The following is a 16,438-nucleotide window of genomic DNA, read 5'->3' as shown; positions in this document are numbered from 1 at the left end:
TCAGAAGTGAAACCGCTTAGCGCCGATGGTAGTGTGGGGTCTCCCCATGCGAGAGTAGGTCATCGTCAGGCACTTATTAAGAAAAACCCCAGTTCCAACAGGAACTGGGGTTTTTTGTTGGGCGCTAGTCCACTTTAAGTTTTTTAGTAAGCATCCCCCAGGGCTGACGCCTTGGGGGATTTTTTTATGCCTAAAATTTACACCTCACATGCTAATGTGCGGTTTTCAGGTGTTTTGTGTCAAAATGCAGTTCTCAAGGAGGAATGCTATGACACAAATGCAATGGGATCAGTTACTTTCCCCGCAACGTCTTCACGATAAACGTACTGACAGCACTCGTGAAATAGGGCGTACTCCCTTCCATAAAGATCACGATCGCATTGTCTTTTCAGGCTCCTTCCGACGCTTGGGGCGCAAGACCCAGGTGCATCCACTAACTGAAAATGATCATATTCATACGCGCTTAACACACTCACTAGAGGTTGGTTGTGTTGGCCGCTCGTTAGGTATGATTGTCGGGGAGTTACTGCATGACCGTTTGCCTGCTTGGATTACCCCTTCAGATCTTGGCGTGATCGTCCAAACGGCTTGTTTAGGACATGACATTGGTAATCCACCCTTTGGTCATGCCGGCGAGTATGCTATTCGTGATTGGTTTCGACGTGCACAAAGTAGCGGCCTATTAGAGGGGCTATCCGACGCTGAACGTGAAGATCTGTTGACCTATGAAGGTAATGCTCAGGGCTTCAGAGTTATTACGCAAATTGAGTATAACCAGTTCAATGGCGGAATGCGGCTCACAGCGGCAACGTTAGGCACGTTGCTTAAATACCCATGGACGGTTCGCTACAGTGGTCGGGCAGGCAAATTTGGAGCTTATCAGTCGGAGCAGGCTCTGTTGAAAGAAGTGGCAGAAGCCGTTGGCCTAATTCCCCAGGGGGAGCAGCGCTGGTGTCGCCACCCTCTGGCATGGCTTGTCGAGGCAGCCGATGATATTTGCTATGCCTTACTAGATCTGGAAGACGGCTTGGAAATGGGCATTTTACGCTACGAAGAAGTAGTCGAGATACTGCGTCAAATTGCCGGAGAGTTTCCGCCTGAATACGCGGAAATGCAGCGTAAAAACGTCTCACAACGTCGCCGTATTGCTCTGCTGCGTGGGGCAGCGATGGAGCGTGCGGTTAATGATGTGGGAGCCGTCTTCGTACAGCATGAGCAGGCGCTACTAAGCGGATCCTTGGGAGAGGACTTACTTGAACTGTGCCACCCTGATCTGGGGTGGGGAGTGCAGGCAGCCAAGCAACTAGCTCGGGAGCGCATTTTTCAAAATGAGCGCAAGGCTAAGCTGGAAATTGGTGCCTATACTACGCTGGGCATTTTGCTTGAGGCTTTCATTGGCGCTGCCCATGAGCTACATCACACGGGGCAGAGTTCGTTTAAGCACCAGCGTGTATTAGCACTCATCGGTGAAAACACGCCGTTACCTTCCTGGAAACTTTACGATAGCTATCGTCGGATGCTGGACTTTATCGGCGGTATGACCGACCACTACGCGGTCGATTTGGCGCAGGAAATGGGAGGCCGCTTACGCGGCGACTAATTCTTTCGAAGCAACTACTAATAAAGCCTTTATACAGAGGGATGGCGTAAGTGCTTCAGTTCCATCAGTCGTGCGCGCTCAAGTAAGATGTGAATCACCCTATCGTGAATAGCATCACTCATCTGGCCAGGTTTCAATTCGGTTAGCTGGCGGGCTAAATGCTCGCCACTGACCACTAAAATATCTGGCGCCGCTTCGCTGGTATCGATTTGCCAGCCTGGCAATACAAGCACTCCTCTGACGGGCACCGGTATGCCACAGCGGCGACCTAGCCATTGGCTTAGCCAGCTGACACCTTGGCGGGTTTTATGCAGTGGTCGTCGTTCCTGCCAGTGGGGGAAGCGCAGGCGCTCCCGCTCGACGGCAACGCTGTTTAGCTCTTTGCCGTCAGTACCAATGGCCAGTGCCCGCGCCCGTGTTTCTACGACAAATATGCCATGGGGCGTTACGACTACGTGGTCAATGGTAAAACTATCGGTAGGAATATCATGAAACACATAGTAAGGGTGCGCTTCGGGGCGTACTAAACGCTCAAGCTCCTGGCCAACAGCCAGCTCACAGGCAAGGCCAAGCTTAAGCCGACGAATACGCTGATAATCGCGTACCAGTAGCAGAGAAAACGCTAAAACTAACAGCGTGCTCAATAGGCCGTAAAGCGCCCACTCGACCCAGTCTTGCTGGTCGACAAACAGCATGCGGCCCATGCCATAGACCAAGGGGGCAAGGCTGATGATTGGGCCTAATGCACCGTTCAGAAATAGACTTGAGAAAGCTTGATCCAGGCGATGTCGCAGTGCTTGTCCAGGCTCACGCAATGGAGCATTAAATGGAGAGTGGACGCGTGCATCGTGAAGGCTACGCAGGGCCAATACGATGCCGCCCATTGCGGCCATGGGAAATAGAAAAATGAGCGGTAGCAGGTATTCCAGCCAAACCATTGTAGTGCCTTACCCTTTAGCGATTTACCTACGTAAGTAAACCGGCATCATAGAGGTGTATTAGCCACCTGCCAATTTTACTTGGTAGCCAAGTGATGTTAACGCTTGCTGCAGTGTTTCGCGATGATCACCCTGAATTTCAATTACGCCATCTTTAACAGCGCCACCGGTGCCACAGCGTTTTTTCAGTGTCTTCGCAAGCGTTTTAAGCTCGGCATCGGTAAGTGGTATGCCACTTATAGTGGTGACGCCTTTGCCTTTACGGCCACTTGTTTCACGGCGAATACGCACAATGCCATCTAGAGTAGCGAGGCGTTGTTGTTCGCTAACACTCTCACATTGGCAGTTGTTAACAGACTCGCGGCAGTCGGGACACGTTTTTCCTTGCTCGGTTGAGTATACAAGTCCCCCAAGCTGGTCACGTAAAGAAGCCATGCTATTTCCCTGTTAAGTGTTGAGGCTCCGCTGGTTGCCACCTTTCATGGGTGAGGCGTTCCACCACAGCTGGTAGTTGGTACATGCTACTAATCATAATAGCCCCTTCAGGGGTGATTTCGGCATCTGGAAAGCGGTTTAAATGGATGACCGTCATTCCTGCCTGCAGTGCTGCGTGAACGCCTACAAGTGCATCATCAATCGCAATACAGTTGTGTGCAGCATAGCCCATGATACTGGCTGCGTGCAGATGTAAACAGGGCTCAGGCTTCCAGCAGTTGGCGGTGTACCCACTAAAAAGCCGATTGCCAAAATAGTTGGCAAGCTGGGTGGTTTGCAAAGCAGTATGGATTTTACTCTCTGGGCCATTTGAAACAACAGCGCTGGGGTAGTGACGCAATGCTTCAAGCGATTCATGAGCACCAGGAATAGTCGTCAATTCGGTAGCAAGGCGATTTGCCAGTTTAGCACGCATCGTTTGCTCCATACGGGCCAACTGTTCAGCATCTACGCCACCATGGCGTTGTTGAAGTTCGGCCACGATACGTCGGAAGCGAGCGCCTCTGAATTCCCCAAGATAATCAGAAGAGGCGAACGGTAAGCCAACAGAGTTGAGGCCAACGGCCATCTCTTCGGCCAACAGCGGTTCGCTATCGACGAGGGTGCCATCACAGTCAAACAGCAAAAGTGGAAGCGGCATTGTCGTTCCTTGGAGCGCTTAAAGCGTTACCGATGTTAGTTGAAGCCGACATACTGCTATTGAACGGGATTTTAAGGCCTTTGTGAACACTGTTTTATAATTTTTTATAAGACGAGCTCGATATGCGGCGAATAATCAAAATGGTGTGTATGAGAGAGCAGGGTTTGCTGCGAGTGCTAGCAAGGTATCGCAGAAGAAATTTAATACATTTTTACCGCCTTTTTACGAAGTCTACACGTTGTATAGACTACGCTGAGATAACCACCAAAAGGAGATTTCTTATGCGACTTACCCCTTGGCTGCTTTCGATGCTGCTGGGTAGTTTACTGTTAACAGCAGGCCCTGCATTTGCCGAGCGGGCGGAGCCAAATGAAGCCCGGCATGAAGCATTAGACGATGCCGCATTAGAAGAAAAATATGGCATTAAGGCAGGAGCGCTGCAGCGCAAGGAGCCAGTTGCCAGTGATGCTGGCATACCCCGTAATGCTGACAGCGGCGGTGAAGACGATGCAGAAGGAGGCACTGGAGGTACGGGCAGTGCTGATGATGCTGTCGAAAATGGGGAGGACGAACAGAGTGAACAGGACAGCGAGTAAGCGCTAGCGGGCTAAGCGATGTGAGTTAGCACTACTGCGACGATGGTAGAGCTTCATAGTCTTTTGGCTAGTTATCCACCACGTGCTGATTTTTACGCATCATGGAGGCGCTAAAAAGGTCATTGCGTCACTGCATGTTTAGTGAAAATGAGCATATTGCTCAGAGTATTTAATGCGGGGTAAAGGCTTTTAAATAATTACCTGTAACAAGACCCTTATATTTATGCATTAAAAAGGCGACCGCGAGGTCGCCTTGTCTGGAGAGGCTACTTGATATGTTTATTTGACTTTCGGTGCCAGCTCGCCACGCGCATAGCGTTCGAACATCGCTTCTAAGCTGATAGGCTTGATTTTGCTGGCATTACCCGCTGTACCAAAGGCTTCGTAGCGTGCAATACAAAGGTCACGCATTGCGGTGACGGTTTCTTTCAAGAATTTACGTGGATCAAATTCTGAGGGGTTTTCAGCCATGAAACGCCGCACAGCGCCGGTTGAGGCAAGGCGTAAATCGGTATCGATGTTTACCTTACGAACACCGTATTTAATACCTTCGATGATCTCTTCTACCGGCACTCCATACGTTTCCGGAATCTGGCCACCGTATTGGTTGATCACTTCTAACCACTCTTGCGGTACAGAAGAGGAGCCGTGCATAACGAGGTGAGTGTCCGGAATGCGCGCATGGATCTCTTTGATCCGCTGAATTGAGAGGGTATCGCCAGTCGGTGGCTTAGTGAACTTATAAGCGCCGTGGCTGGTGCCAATAGCGATTGCGAGAGCGTCGACATGGGTCGCTTTAACAAAGTCGGCGGCTTCTTCTGGATCGGTTAGCATTTGCTCCATATCCAGCTTACCTTCGGCACCTATGCCGTCTTCCTCGCCCGCCATGCCGGTTTCCAGGCTGCCTAGGCAACCTAGCTCCCCTTCGACAGAAACGCCACAAGCATGGGCCATTTCTACCGCACGACGAGTAACGTCGACGTTGTAGTCATAGTCCATGGGGGTTTTGCCGTCTTCGCCTAGCGAGCCATCCATCATCACTGAGGAGAAGCCCAACTGGATGGAGCGCTGGCAGACGGCAGGACTTGTACCGTGGTCCTGGTGCATCACCACTGGGATATGTGGAAACTCTTCCACTGCTGCCAAAATCAGGTGGCGCAGGAAAGGGGCTCCGGCGTATTTGCGTGCGCCTGCTGAGGCTTGCACGATGACCGGGGAGTCAGTGGCATCGGCAGCTTCCATAATGGCGCGCATCTGCTCAAGGTTATTAACGTTGAATGCCGGAATGCCGTAGCCATATTCGGCAGCGTGGTCGAGCATTTGACGCATGCTGATCAAAGCCATGGGGTCACCTTATCTATGTTTTAAACGGGGCTATCTGTGTGAACGGTCGCAGTGAATGTGAGGTTCAGTGCGTTGAACATCAACCGCGATGGGCGGCAGCTTCGAGTGCGGCAACGGCAGGCAGTTGCTTACCTTCAACGTATTCAAGAAATGCACCGCCGCCGGTGGAAATATAGGAAATACGCTCAGCAATCGCATATTTATCAATGGCCGCTAAGGTATCACCGCCGCCAGCAATAGAGAAACCCGTGCTATCAGCGATCGCCTGAGCGATTACCTGGGTGCCTTGGCCAAACTGGTCAATTTCAAACACACCTACCGGCCCGTTCCACAAAATGGTGCCTGCGTCTTTCAACAGGCTGGCGAGGTGCGCGGCAGTATCTGGTCCGATATCCAAAATCATTTCGTTATCAGCAACTTGGTCAACCGGTTTCACCACTGCCTCGGCAGACTCTGAAAACTCGGTGGCAACGACAACGTCTGTTGGCAGCGGGATGGCGACTTTTTCCATCAATGCTTTTGCTTGGCCGATTAAATCGGCTTCAAAGAGCGATTTGCCTACATTATAGCCTGCTGCAGCAATAAAGGTGTTGGCGATGCCACCGCCGACAATGAGTTGATCGCACTTTTCGGAAAGTGCGGTCAGCACGTCTAGTTTGGTAGAGACTTTTGAGCCGCCGACAATTGCTGCCATGGGGCGGGCTGGGTTAGCTAAAGCCTTTTCAAGGGCATCAAGTTCTTGGGCAAGTAGTGGGCCTGCGCAGGCTTGCGAGGCAAAACGGGCGACACCATGGGTTGATGCCTGGGCGCGGTGAGCAGTACCGAAGGCGTCCATCACAAACACGTCACAGAGTGTGGCGTACTGTTTAGCCAGCTGTTCGTCATCGCTTTTCTCACCACGATTAAAACGCACATTCTCAAGTAAAACGACTTCGCCATTAGCCAGATCTAGCGCGACATCCAGATACTCTTTGATAAGCGTAACGGGACGGCCTAGTAGTTCACCTAAGCGCTTGGCAACCGGCGCAAGAGAAAATTCCTCGCTAGGCTCACCTTCGGTGGGGCGGCCTAAGTGGCTCATTAGCATTACCTTTGCCCCCGCTTTAACTGCCGCCTGAATGGTCGGAAGCGCAGCCCGTAGGCGTGCATCGCTGGAAACATGACCATGCTTAATGGGGACATTCAAATCTTCCCGAATCAGCACGCGCTGCCCTTCCAGGGACAGGTCGATCATTTTTTGCACGTTCATGTGAGCGGTTTCCTCGTGGTTAAACGGATGAAAAGAAGTCATGCAACCCTAGCTAGCGCTACCTGCTTGGAGAGAGGCCAACCGCTGGCTGATATCCAGCATCCGGTTGGCAAACCCCCATTCGTTGTCAAACCAGCACAGTAGTTTGATCAGGCGCGTGCCTGCGACCCGCGTTTGTGTGGCATCTAGGATGCCAGAGCGTGGGTCGTGATTAAAATCAATTGATGCCATGGGAGCTTCAGTATAGCCAAGTACACCGGCTAGGCGCTGCGCGCTTGCGGTACGTAGCAGGGCGTTGACTTGCTCGACGCTGGTGTCATGGCGAACGGTTAACGCGACGTCCATAGCGGAAACATTGATGGTTGGCACGCGCACATGCAGGCACTCAAAACGCCCGGCTAGGCTGGGCATTAGGCGGCTAATGCCAACCGCGAGGCCGGTATCCACCGGCACTATCGACTGCATGGCTGAACGAGTTAGGCGCAGGTCAGTTTGATGGTAGGCATCAATCACCGGCTGGTCGTTCATGGCCGAGTGGATGGTGGTAGTCACGCCATGCTCAAGTCCAAGGGCTTCATCTAATACGGTAAGCAACGGTACTAAACAGTTGGTCGTACAGGACGCTGCTGAGAGAATACGCTGGGAAAGTGCAAGCTCGTGCTCGTTGATGCCCCAGACAATGGTAGCGTCTACATCACTTTCGGCAGGCTGTGAGAATAATAGTCGCTTAGCGCCAGCAGCTAAGTGCTGCTCGGCGGTAGGGCGGTCTTTAAAGCTGCCCGAACACTCAAGCACTAAGTCGATATCCAGTGCTGCCCAGGGCAGTGCCTGGGGATCACGCTCGCAAAGTACCTGGATACGCTGACCATTGATCAGTAAGGCTTCACCGTCATTCTCCACCTCGCCTGGAAAGCGGCCATGGGTGGTGTCGTAGCGGGTTAGGTAGGTAATGGTCGCGAGATCGGAGAGCTCATTAATGGCGACCACTTCAAGCTCGGGGTGGTTGCGCTCAACCAATGCTCTAAGCACACATTGGCCAATGCGCCCATAACCATTGATGGCAATACGATATCTGGGAGTCGAGTTGGCCATGATGTGGAGCAGCTCTTATAAAAATATGCGGCGATGATAGCGTATTTCAGTCGACGCCGCCTGTCAGCTGCCTATGCCGAGCAGCCGCCAAGCGAGTGGTAGTAGCAGTGCGGTTAAGATACCGGTTAGGCTCATGCCCAGTGAGGCAAATGCCCCCGCCGTTGGGCTGAGCTCAAATGCCCGCACCGTGCCAATTGCATGGCCATTGAGGCCAAGTGCAAAGCCGATAATGCGGTCATCGTTGATATTTAACAGCTTTGCTCCTAGGCCGACAAAGGGAATCGTGACAACGCCCGTCATCAGCAATGCCCCCATTAGTAACGCAACACTACCACCAAGCTGCTCGGTAATGCCGATCGCAATAGGGGCAGTCACCGACTTAGCGGCAATGGAGGCCAGTATCTGCTGGCTGCTGCCCATCAACCAAGCAATCATGAGGGCATAGCTGGCAGCAAGCATGGCCGCGATAGGCAGGCATACCATCAGTGGTCGCCATAGCTCACCAATGCGTGGCAACTGTTGGTAGAGCGGCATGCCCAGGGCAACCGTGGCGGGGCCTAAGAGGATCGTAAGCCAAGTAGCCCCCTGTTGATAAGTGGCGTAGGGTACCCTGAGTATGGCAAGCGTGGCAGCTAACAGTAGTGCGGCAATTAAAATAGCTGGGAGCCATGAGGGTTTATGCAGGCGATAGAAGAGCGCACTGCCAAGTAAGAAGGCGGCTAGTGTTAGCCCCACGGCAAATAAAGGGGTCGTGGTTAAGGTGCTAAGTAGACTAGCGGGCATTAGAGCGTCCCATGAGCCGCTTGAGCAGCCATAGCGTAGTAATAACGCTAAGTAGTGTTCCTAGCAGAAGCGCTGTAAGAATGGCGAGCCATTCGCCAGCTAGCTCATCAAGTATAAAAAACACCCCAACCACGCCGGGCATAATCAGCATGGCTAGAAGTGCTATCAACGGCTGGGCTGCTGCCGCAATACTTGCCGGTACGCGTCCGATAATGGCAAGGGTGGCGCAAAGCAGCAGCATGCCAACCACCCCGGAAGAAATAGGCAGACCGGAGAAGTGGATCACCACTTCTCCGATTAGCCAGTAGCTAATTAGCCATAGCAGACCGTTTAGCGCGGGCATTGAAGGGCCCGCGTGCGATTGGCCTGTGTAGCCTTAACCGAGTAGTTCATTAGCCTGTTTGACAATATTATCAACAGTAAATCCGAAGTGCTTAAACAGCGCATCCGCTGGTGCTGACTCACCGTAGGTGGTCATGCCAATCACGCGGCCTTCCAAGCCGACGTACTTGTACCAGTAATCTGCGTGGCTAGCCTCAATGGCGATACGCTTGGTGACCGCTTTCGGCAGTACGCTTTCGCGATAATCGGCATCTTGGCCGTTGTAGCGGTAGGTTGATGGCATAGAAACAACGCGTACGGCTTTTCCTTGCTGAGCAAGTTCCGCCGCTGCTTCCATAGCCAGTGCCACTTCAGAACCGGTAGCAATCAAGATAAGCTCTGGGGTACCGTTACAATCCTTCAGCACATAACCACCGCGCTGTATGGCTGCCAGCTGTGTTTTCGTGCGCGGCTGATGTGGCAGGTTTTGACGTGACAGCACCAGCGCAGTGGGGCCTGAGTGGCGTTTAACGGCAGCATCCCAAGAGGCGGCGGTTTCTACAGCATCGCAGGGGCGCCAGGTATTCAGGTTAGGCGTGGTACGCAGGCTGGTGAGCTGTTCAATCGGCTGGTGAGTCGGGCCGTCTTCGCCGAGCCCGATAGAGTCATGAGTGAACACATAGATAGCTTGTTGTCCCATCAGCGCTGCCATACGTACGGCGTTACGCATGTACTCCATGAAGATCAGGAAGGTGGCGCCATAAGGAATGAAGCCGCCGTGCAAGGCGATACCGTTCATTACCGCGCCCATACCAAACTCGCGCACTCCGTAGTGTAGGTAGTTGCCACTAGCATCTTCTGGAGTAATTGCTTTCGCACCTTTCCAGAACGTCAGGTTAGACGGTGCAAGATCAGCGCTGCCACCAAGTAGCTCGGGCATCTGTGGGCCAATTACATTCAGTGCTTCAAAGGAGGCTTTGCGGGAGGCAATGCTCTCACCTTTTTCTTGAGCTTGCTCAATCAGTGCTTCTGTCGTCAGATCGCTTGGCAGCTGTGCTTTCATGCGGCGCTTAAACTCGCGCGCTTCCGAAGGGAAGGCTTCGGTATAGCGTGCAAAGCGAGCTTCCCACTCCTGTTGGCGAGTCTTACCTGCGTTACGGGCATCCCATTTGGAGTAAATTGACTCTGGAATATGGAACGGTGCGTGCTCCCAGCCAAGCTGCTTACGGGCCAGTGCCACTTCTTCATCACCTAGTGGTGCACCATGGGCTTCTTCTTTGCCCTGTTTGTTTGGGGCACCAAAACCAATAATAGTTTTGCAGATAATCAGGCTAGGCTTGTCGTCATGGCTCTTGGCGAGCTCAATAGCGGCCTTAATCTCTTCAGGTTTGTGGCCATCGACATTGGGCACCACGTGCCAGCCATAAGCTTCAAAGCGCTTGGCGGTGTCGTCGGTAAACCAGCCTTCGACTTCGCCATCGATGGAAATGCCGTTATCGTCATACAGAGCAATCAGTTTACCTAGCTGCTGGGTGCCAGCCAGTGACGCTGCTTCATGAGAGATACCTTCCATCAAGCAGCCGTCGCCTAAGAAACACCAAGTATGGTGGTCAACGATGGCATGGCCTGGGCGGTTAAACTGCGCTGCCAGGGTTTTTTCGGCAATTGCAAAGCCGACGGCGTTGGCAAACCCCTGGCCTAGAGGGCCGGTAGTTGTTTCGATGCCCGGTGCGTAACCGAACTCGGGGTGGCCAGCAGTGGGTGAGTGCAACTGCCGGAAGTTTTGCAGCTGTTCCAGGCTTAGCTCGTAGCCGCTTAAATGCAGCAGTGAATAGAGCAGCATGGAGCCATGACCATTAGACAGCACGAACCGGTCACGATCGATCCACTTCGGGTCTTCGGGGTTGTGCTTGAGGTAGTCATTCCACAGCACCTCGGCGATATCAGCCATACCCATGGGGGCGCCAGGGTGACCAGATTTGGCCTTCTGAACGGCATCCATGGAAAGGGCGCGAATGGCATTGGCCAGCTCAAAACGGGACGGCATGGGGGTGCTCCTCGCCTGAAAACAGAAATAATAAAGGATCTATTGTCGCTGACTTCCCCTGCGGCGGCAAATTCTACGGACACCTTCTGGGAAGAACCCCCAACAGCGTGTAGACTCTGCCTCCCGAAGTGGTGGTGAAAGTGGTAGTACCGCTTCTTTATACGGGCAGGGGACCTCCTGCCATGATTTCCTGCTGATGCTGCAGTCATGTGAAGCAGCCGTCATACAGAGGGTCGAGAGCGCGATGAGCGAATATTCCCTGTTTACCTCCGAGTCTGTCTCAGAAGGCCATCCTGATAAGATTGCCGATCAGATTTCCGACGCGGTACTAGATGCCATTATCGCCCGTGACAAACAGGCTCGTGTTGCCTGTGAAACCATGGTGAAAACAGGCGTGGCAATTATTGCGGGTGAGATTACTACATCTGCGTGGGTGGACCTGGAAGCGCTGGTGCGTGATGTGATTACCGATATCGGTTACACCTCATCCCACGTAGGCTTCGATGGGGCTACTTGCGGAGTGATTAACCTGATCGGCAAGCAGAGCGTCGATATTGCTCAGGGCGTTGACCGCTCTAAGCCGGAAGATCAGGGTGCTGGTGATCAGGGGTTAATGTTTGGTTACGCGACCAACGAAACCGACTCTTTTATGCCCGCGCCAATCCACTACGCGCACCGTTTGGTCGAACGTCAGGCCGAGTTGCGTAAAAATGGCCTGCTGCCGTGGCTGCGCCCGGATGCCAAAAGCCAGGTTACCTTCCGCTATAACGCTGAAGGCCAACCATGTGGCGTCGATGCGGTTGTGCTATCTACCCAGCATGATCCTGAAATCGATCAGGAAGACCTGCGCAAAATGGTTAAGCGCGAAATCGTTGAACAGGTGATTCCCGCTGAATGGCTGGATGAAAATACCCAATATCACATTAATCCGACTGGAAAGTTTGTGATTGGTGGTCCTGTGGGCGACTGCGGTTTAACCGGCCGTAAAATTATCGTCGATACCTACGGTGGTATGGCACGTCACGGCGGTGGTGCATTCTCAGGCAAGGATCCGTCTAAAGTTGACCGTAGCGCGGCTTACGCGGGCCGTTACGTAGCCAAAAATGTGGTCGCGGCAGGCCTTGCCGACAAGTGTGAAATTCAGGTTTCTTACGCGATCGGTGTTGCTGAGCCGACCTCGGTATCCATTGATACCTTTGGTACTGGTAAAATCGATGATGCAAAAATAGTTGCTCTAGTACGCGAGCATTTTGACCTGCGTCCTTATGCTATTACCAAGATGCTCGACCTACTGCATCCGATGTACCGCCTCACCTCCGCCTATGGCCACTTTGGGCGTGAGCCGTTTGAGCACAGCTATAGCTGGGTAGACGACAAAGGCCAAGTGCATAAAGAGACATTTACGGCCTTCCCGTGGGAAAAAACCGATAAAGCTGAGGCTCTACATCAGGCTGCCGGCCTGTAAAAGGCAGCATATTACGTAGTAATTTCAGCACTTTGAAAACGCCTCTTGGCTCCAGCCAAGAGGCGTTTTTTTATATGCTGCATGAGTGTTTTAGATTGCGCTAAGATAACTTTGATTAAGATGACTTTGCTAATAATTAAGTGTAAGCATGGGTATCTACTGGGCTGGTCGTACAAAAATCGCGCAATCATAAAGTATGTGGGGAGGCTTATGCAGTCGGGGCGAAAAATCAGTGGATGTGGCTTGCTAGTGATGTGGCTGATGGGTGTCACCTTATCCGCACAGGCTGGCCAGTGTCCAGATTGGTCACAGGAGCGGCTGGCGCTTGAGAGCCATGCGTTGGCGGAACACATCGAAATATGGGATCGCGCCTACCATGACCAGGGCGAGTCACTGATTGATGATGAACTCTACGATCAAGCGGTGGCACGTCTAACCAACTGGCAAGCCTGTTTAGGGGAGCAGGTGTCTCACCAACCGCTAAGCAGAGTGACCAGTAGTCGAGGCACGCTGGATCACCCCTTTGCACAAACCGGTTTGAACAAAGTTGATGATGATGGCGTGCGGCGTTTTACCAGCCGCCGAGATAACCTATGGATTCAGCCTAAGGTAGATGGTGTTGCGGTCACGCTACGCTATCAAGACGGTGAGTTGGTCGAAGCCGTTAGCCGCGGTGATGGTGAGCGTGGTCAGAACTGGACGGCTCGTGCCCAGCAGATTCCTGCCGTACCCAATACACTGCTCTCACCGCTCTCCGTGGTACTCCAAGGCGAGCTTTATTGGCGCTTGAAGGACCATATTCAGGCCCGAAACCCCGCAACAGGTGCCCGTGGGGCAGTGGCAGGTGCCATGGCGCAGGCGTCGCCGACGAGTCAAACTCTTGAGCAAATTGGGCTGTTTGTTTGGGATCGGCCTGATGGGCCTACTGATATGGCTACAAGGCTCGCTGAGTTAACCGCTCTGGGTTTTGATACTGCCGATTATACTCACCACTTAAATGATCAACGCGACGCCACCTACTGGCGAGAAACGTGGTTTAACAGTCCACTACCCTTTGCAACCGATGGTGTTGTCCTCAAACAAGCTGAGCGCCCTGGCGTACGTCGCTGGTCATCAGCGCCACCCGAATGGGCAGTTGCTTGGAAATATCCTACGCAACAGGCGCTGGCTCAGGTACGCGGTGTGGAGTTTCGTGTTGGGCGAACTGGGAGAGTAACGCCGCTCCTGTGGCTCTATCCAGTTACATTAGAGGGACGGCGCATCAGCCGCGTTTCATTGGGTTCGCTGGAGCGCTGGCAGACCTGGGATGTCCGGCCGGGTGACCAAGTGGCGGTAACGCTAGCGGGGCTGACGATCCCACAAGTTACCGAGGTTGTATGGCAAACCCGTGAGCGTGCCGCGCTAAGCGCCCCTTCCCCGGAGCGCTACCACTTACTGAGCTGCTTTACGTTGACCCCTGGCTGTGAAGCACAGTTATTGGCAAGGCTTAGCTTTTTAAGCGACCAGCTAGGGATGCAAGGAGTGGGGGAAGGTACTTGGCAGGCGCTAATCGAAGCAGATGTTGTCACTGAGTTACTTGGTTGGATGGAGCTCACTCCTGCGCAGCTGCGACAAGCACAAGGTATTGGAGAAGTGCGAGCCGCAGCGTTAGAAGCGCAATTTGATGCTGCTCGGGCCGCTCCCTATTCAGCATGGTTAGCCGCGCTGGGCATGCCACCAGGTGCCAACGCCCGCCTGGGTGATTGGGATACGTTGGCAGATTATTCACGGGCGGACTGGCAGTCTACATCCGGCGTAGGAGCTATGCGTGCCGAGGCGCTGGCAGCGTTTTTCAGCCACTCAGAGGTACAGCGCATGGCAGCACAACTGCAGCAGGCGGGGGTGAGTGGCTTTTAACCCAGCCCAGTTAGGCGCAGCATAAGGCCTAGATAAAGTGGTATCAACAGTGGCGCCAGTAGCGTCGTGGTGAGTACCGCAAGTGCGCCCTTTTGTGGTTGGATTCCCAGCTCCATGGCAACTACCACCACATTAGATGCCATGGGTACAACGCCTAGCAGTAATAGTGCCATGGCAAGCTCAGGGGCCAGTGGTGTGATCTGTTGCAGCACAAGTACTGCCGCTAGCATGACCAGTGGCCACAGCAGGTAGCGTAACCCTACGCAGGCGGCGACAAACCGAGTATCCCACGCGGACAGCGTAACCTGGCTAAGGGTCATACCGATAATCATCATGCCCAATAGCGTATAGGTGGCAGGAAATACTTCCAGAGAGCTCATTAGTGCAGTGGGCAGCGTGACGTTGAGTGCACTCAGCAGTAGCGCTATGAGAAAGGCATAGATGAGTGGCAGGCGAGCGATTTTGATTAAGCTTTGGCGCACTGAAAAGTGGCCGCGTGCGCTTAAATAGAAGCCCACCGTAAATTCGTACAGATTAATGCCCAGCATGCAGAAGAGATAAAGAGTCACACCCTCTGGAGGCAGTAAAATAAGCGCTACCGGAAGCCCAAAGTAGCCGGTATTGCCAGTGCCGGAGGAAAACGCCAGCAGCGCCCCCTCTTGAGGCCCAAAGCGGTGCTGGGTAACGCTGCGTACGAGCAGTGCCATAGCGCTCACAAGAATAAACAGCGCCAACGTCAGTGCTAGATACGCTGTCGTAGGGCCGCCGTTCATCAGCGCGCGAAAAATCGTTAGGGGTGCAATCAGGTACACCAGCAACGTGGCGATGGGTCGTGGGTCGATCTTCAGACGCTGCGCGGCAATAAAGCCCAGCCCAACATAACCTAATAACATCAGCAGTGGCCCCATGAGGGCACTTGGCGCTAAATCCATTTTTGCTCCCTGATTAATGTTGTAACTGAGGTAGTGCTGTAAATAGCGAACATGAGCCGAATTAAAGGGCGACCGTGGAATCTTTCATTAGCCCCCATTCACCGGAAAAGAGAGAATAACCCAAAGACCACCACGTTACTGCTATGCGAGGATATCCGATGAGCAGCCAAGAGCATCCGTTAGGTATTAGCTTTGAATTCTTTCCGCCCAATACTGATGCTGGGCGAGACAAGCTAATTCATGTGCGTGATGAGCTGGCCGCGCGTAATCCGCGTTTCTTCTCTGTTACTTACGGTGCGGGTGGCTCTACCCAAGCGCGTACCCGTGACACCGTGCGCAGCGTTAGCCAAAGTGGTATTAATACCGCTCCTCACCTCTCCTGTATTGGTAGTGAAAAAGCTCAATTACGCGATCTACTAGCGCAGTACCGTGAAGAGGGCGTCGATAGCATCGTTGCGCTGCGCGGTGATATGCCTTCAGGCATGGCGAGTATCGGTGAGCTGCGCTATGCCAACGAGCTAGTGGAGTTTATTCGCACGGAGACTGGTGATCATTTTGAGATTGCCGTGGCTGCCTACCCAGAATCCCATCCACAGGCCCCCAACCTTGATCGGGATGTGGAAAACTTTGCCCGTAAGATGCAGGCTGGCGCTAATATGGCGATTACCCAGTACTTCTTTACGGCTGATGCCTATTTCCATTTCGTTGAGAAAGCACGGGCGCTAGGGGTCGAGCAGCCGATTATTCCCGGTATTATGCCAATCACCAACTACACCAAATTGGCTCGTTTTTCGGATGCCTGTGGCGCGGAAATCCCCCGCTGGGTCCGCAAGCAGTTGGAGTCCTATGGTGACGATAGCGATTCCATTGCCGCCTTTGGTACCGATGTTATCACCCGCTTATGCGAGCGCTTGCTAGATGGCGGCGCACCAGGACTGCATTTCTACACCCTTAACCAAGCCGCTCCAGTCCTGAAGGTTGTTGATAACCTAGTGAGTTAAAAACACTTATCAGAAAAAGTAGTAACAATGAAAAAGCCT

15 protein-coding genes and 1 rRNA gene are annotated in these 16,438 nt (G+C 53.0%); 6 read left to right on the top strand and 10 right to left on the bottom strand.

What is annotated here, in order from left to right:
* Both rrf and CPA45_RS21870 read left to right on the top strand, forming a co-directional pair.
* Positions 1 to 71, top strand: a 5S ribosomal RNA gene (gene rrf, locus CPA45_RS23315); the annotation flags it as partial.
* Between the two features lie 197 nt (positions 72 to 268).
* The gene (locus CPA45_RS21870; RefSeq protein WP_096655337.1) at positions 269 to 1,600 is read left to right on the top strand and encodes a deoxyguanosinetriphosphate triphosphohydrolase; all 1,332 of its coding nucleotides are present in this window, start codon (positions 269 to 271) and stop codon (positions 1,598 to 1,600) included.
* Positions 1,601 to 1,629: 29 nt separating this feature from the next.
* On the opposite strand, the gene CPA45_RS21865 is transcribed toward CPA45_RS21870, so the two are convergent.
* From CPA45_RS21865 to CPA45_RS21855, 3 genes are read right to left on the bottom strand one after another with little or no spacing between them, the layout of a single operon-like run.
* Positions 1,630 to 2,538: a nuclease-related domain-containing protein gene (locus tag CPA45_RS21865; protein ID WP_096655334.1), complete on the bottom strand. Its 909-nt coding sequence runs from the start codon at positions 2,536 to 2,538 to the stop codon at positions 1,630 to 1,632.
* Between the two features lie 60 nt (positions 2,539 to 2,598).
* Entirely contained in the window at positions 2,599 to 2,973 is a 375-nt protein-coding gene (locus tag CPA45_RS21860) for a translation initiation factor Sui1 (protein WP_096655331.1), read from the bottom strand.
* A gap of 1 nt (position 2,974) precedes the next feature.
* Positions 2,975 to 3,673 (bottom strand): HAD-IA family hydrolase, encoded by a 699-nt coding sequence (locus CPA45_RS21855; RefSeq protein ID WP_096655329.1) that lies wholly within the window; start codon positions 3,671 to 3,673, stop codon positions 2,975 to 2,977.
* Positions 3,674 to 3,954: 281 nt separating this feature from the next.
* Between CPA45_RS21855 and CPA45_RS21850 the strand changes: the two genes are divergently transcribed.
* On the top strand, positions 3,955 to 4,269 hold the full coding sequence (locus CPA45_RS21850; protein WP_096655326.1) for a hypothetical protein: 315 nt from the start codon (positions 3,955 to 3,957) through the stop codon (positions 4,267 to 4,269).
* A 279-nt stretch (positions 4,270 to 4,548) separates the two neighbouring features.
* Here CPA45_RS21850 and fba read toward each other — a convergent pair whose 3' ends face one another.
* The 6 genes from fba to tkt all read right to left on the bottom strand — a co-directional run bounded on the left by fba (position 4,549) and on the right by tkt (position 11,105).
* Complete coding sequence (gene fba / locus CPA45_RS21845) at positions 4,549 to 5,613, bottom strand: class II fructose-bisphosphate aldolase (RefSeq protein ID WP_078089728.1); 1,065 nt, start codon at positions 5,611 to 5,613, stop codon at positions 4,549 to 4,551.
* Between the two features lie 79 nt (positions 5,614 to 5,692).
* Positions 5,693 to 6,862, bottom strand: coding sequence for a phosphoglycerate kinase (locus CPA45_RS21840; RefSeq protein ID WP_096655322.1), 1,170 nt, complete (start codon positions 6,860 to 6,862; stop codon positions 5,693 to 5,695).
* 48 nt (positions 6,863 to 6,910) lie between these two features.
* Positions 6,911 to 7,954 (bottom strand): type I glyceraldehyde-3-phosphate dehydrogenase, encoded by a 1,044-nt coding sequence (locus CPA45_RS21835; RefSeq protein WP_096655320.1) that lies wholly within the window; start codon positions 7,952 to 7,954, stop codon positions 6,911 to 6,913.
* Positions 7,955 to 8,017: 63 nt separating this feature from the next.
* Positions 8,018 to 8,737 (bottom strand): LrgB family protein, encoded by a 720-nt coding sequence (locus CPA45_RS21830; protein ID WP_096655317.1) that lies wholly within the window; start codon positions 8,735 to 8,737, stop codon positions 8,018 to 8,020.
* Complete coding sequence (locus tag CPA45_RS21825) at positions 8,727 to 9,080, bottom strand: CidA/LrgA family protein (RefSeq protein ID WP_096655315.1); 354 nt, start codon at positions 9,078 to 9,080, stop codon at positions 8,727 to 8,729. The genes CPA45_RS21830 and CPA45_RS21825 overlap by 11 nt, the downstream gene beginning before the upstream one ends.
* A gap of 33 nt (positions 9,081 to 9,113) precedes the next feature.
* Positions 9,114 to 11,105, bottom strand: coding sequence for a transketolase (gene tkt / locus CPA45_RS21820; protein ID WP_096655312.1), 1,992 nt, complete (start codon positions 11,103 to 11,105; stop codon positions 9,114 to 9,116).
* Positions 11,106 to 11,349: 244 nt separating this feature from the next.
* Here tkt and metK point away from each other — a divergent pair, with 244 nt between their 5' ends.
* Positions 11,350 to 12,570, top strand: coding sequence for a methionine adenosyltransferase (metK, locus tag CPA45_RS21815; RefSeq protein ID WP_078089734.1), 1,221 nt, complete (start codon positions 11,350 to 11,352; stop codon positions 12,568 to 12,570).
* A 210-nt stretch (positions 12,571 to 12,780) separates the two neighbouring features.
* Complete coding sequence (gene ligB / locus CPA45_RS21810) at positions 12,781 to 14,466, top strand: NAD-dependent DNA ligase LigB (protein ID WP_096655309.1); 1,686 nt, start codon at positions 12,781 to 12,783, stop codon at positions 14,464 to 14,466.
* Here ligB and CPA45_RS21805 read toward each other — a convergent pair.
* Positions 14,463 to 15,398: an AEC family transporter gene (locus CPA45_RS21805; protein WP_096655308.1), complete on the bottom strand. Its 936-nt coding sequence runs from the start codon at positions 15,396 to 15,398 to the stop codon at positions 14,463 to 14,465. The two genes, ligB and CPA45_RS21805, sit on opposite strands and share 4 nt — an antisense overlap.
* Before the next feature lie 158 nt (positions 15,399 to 15,556).
* Here CPA45_RS21805 and metF point away from each other — a divergent pair, with 158 nt between their 5' ends.
* Complete coding sequence (gene metF / locus CPA45_RS21800) at positions 15,557 to 16,399, top strand: methylenetetrahydrofolate reductase [NAD(P)H] (RefSeq protein ID WP_096655305.1); 843 nt, start codon at positions 15,557 to 15,559, stop codon at positions 16,397 to 16,399.
* The last annotated feature ends 39 nt before the right edge of the window (positions 16,400 to 16,438 follow it).

The organism is Vreelandella nigrificans (assembly GCF_002374315.1).
Classification (GTDB): domain Bacteria; phylum Pseudomonadota; class Gammaproteobacteria; order Pseudomonadales; family Halomonadaceae; genus Vreelandella; species Vreelandella nigrificans.
The sequence above is the reverse complement of the archived record's forward strand: the minus strand, read 5'-3'. Positions and strand labels throughout refer to the sequence as shown.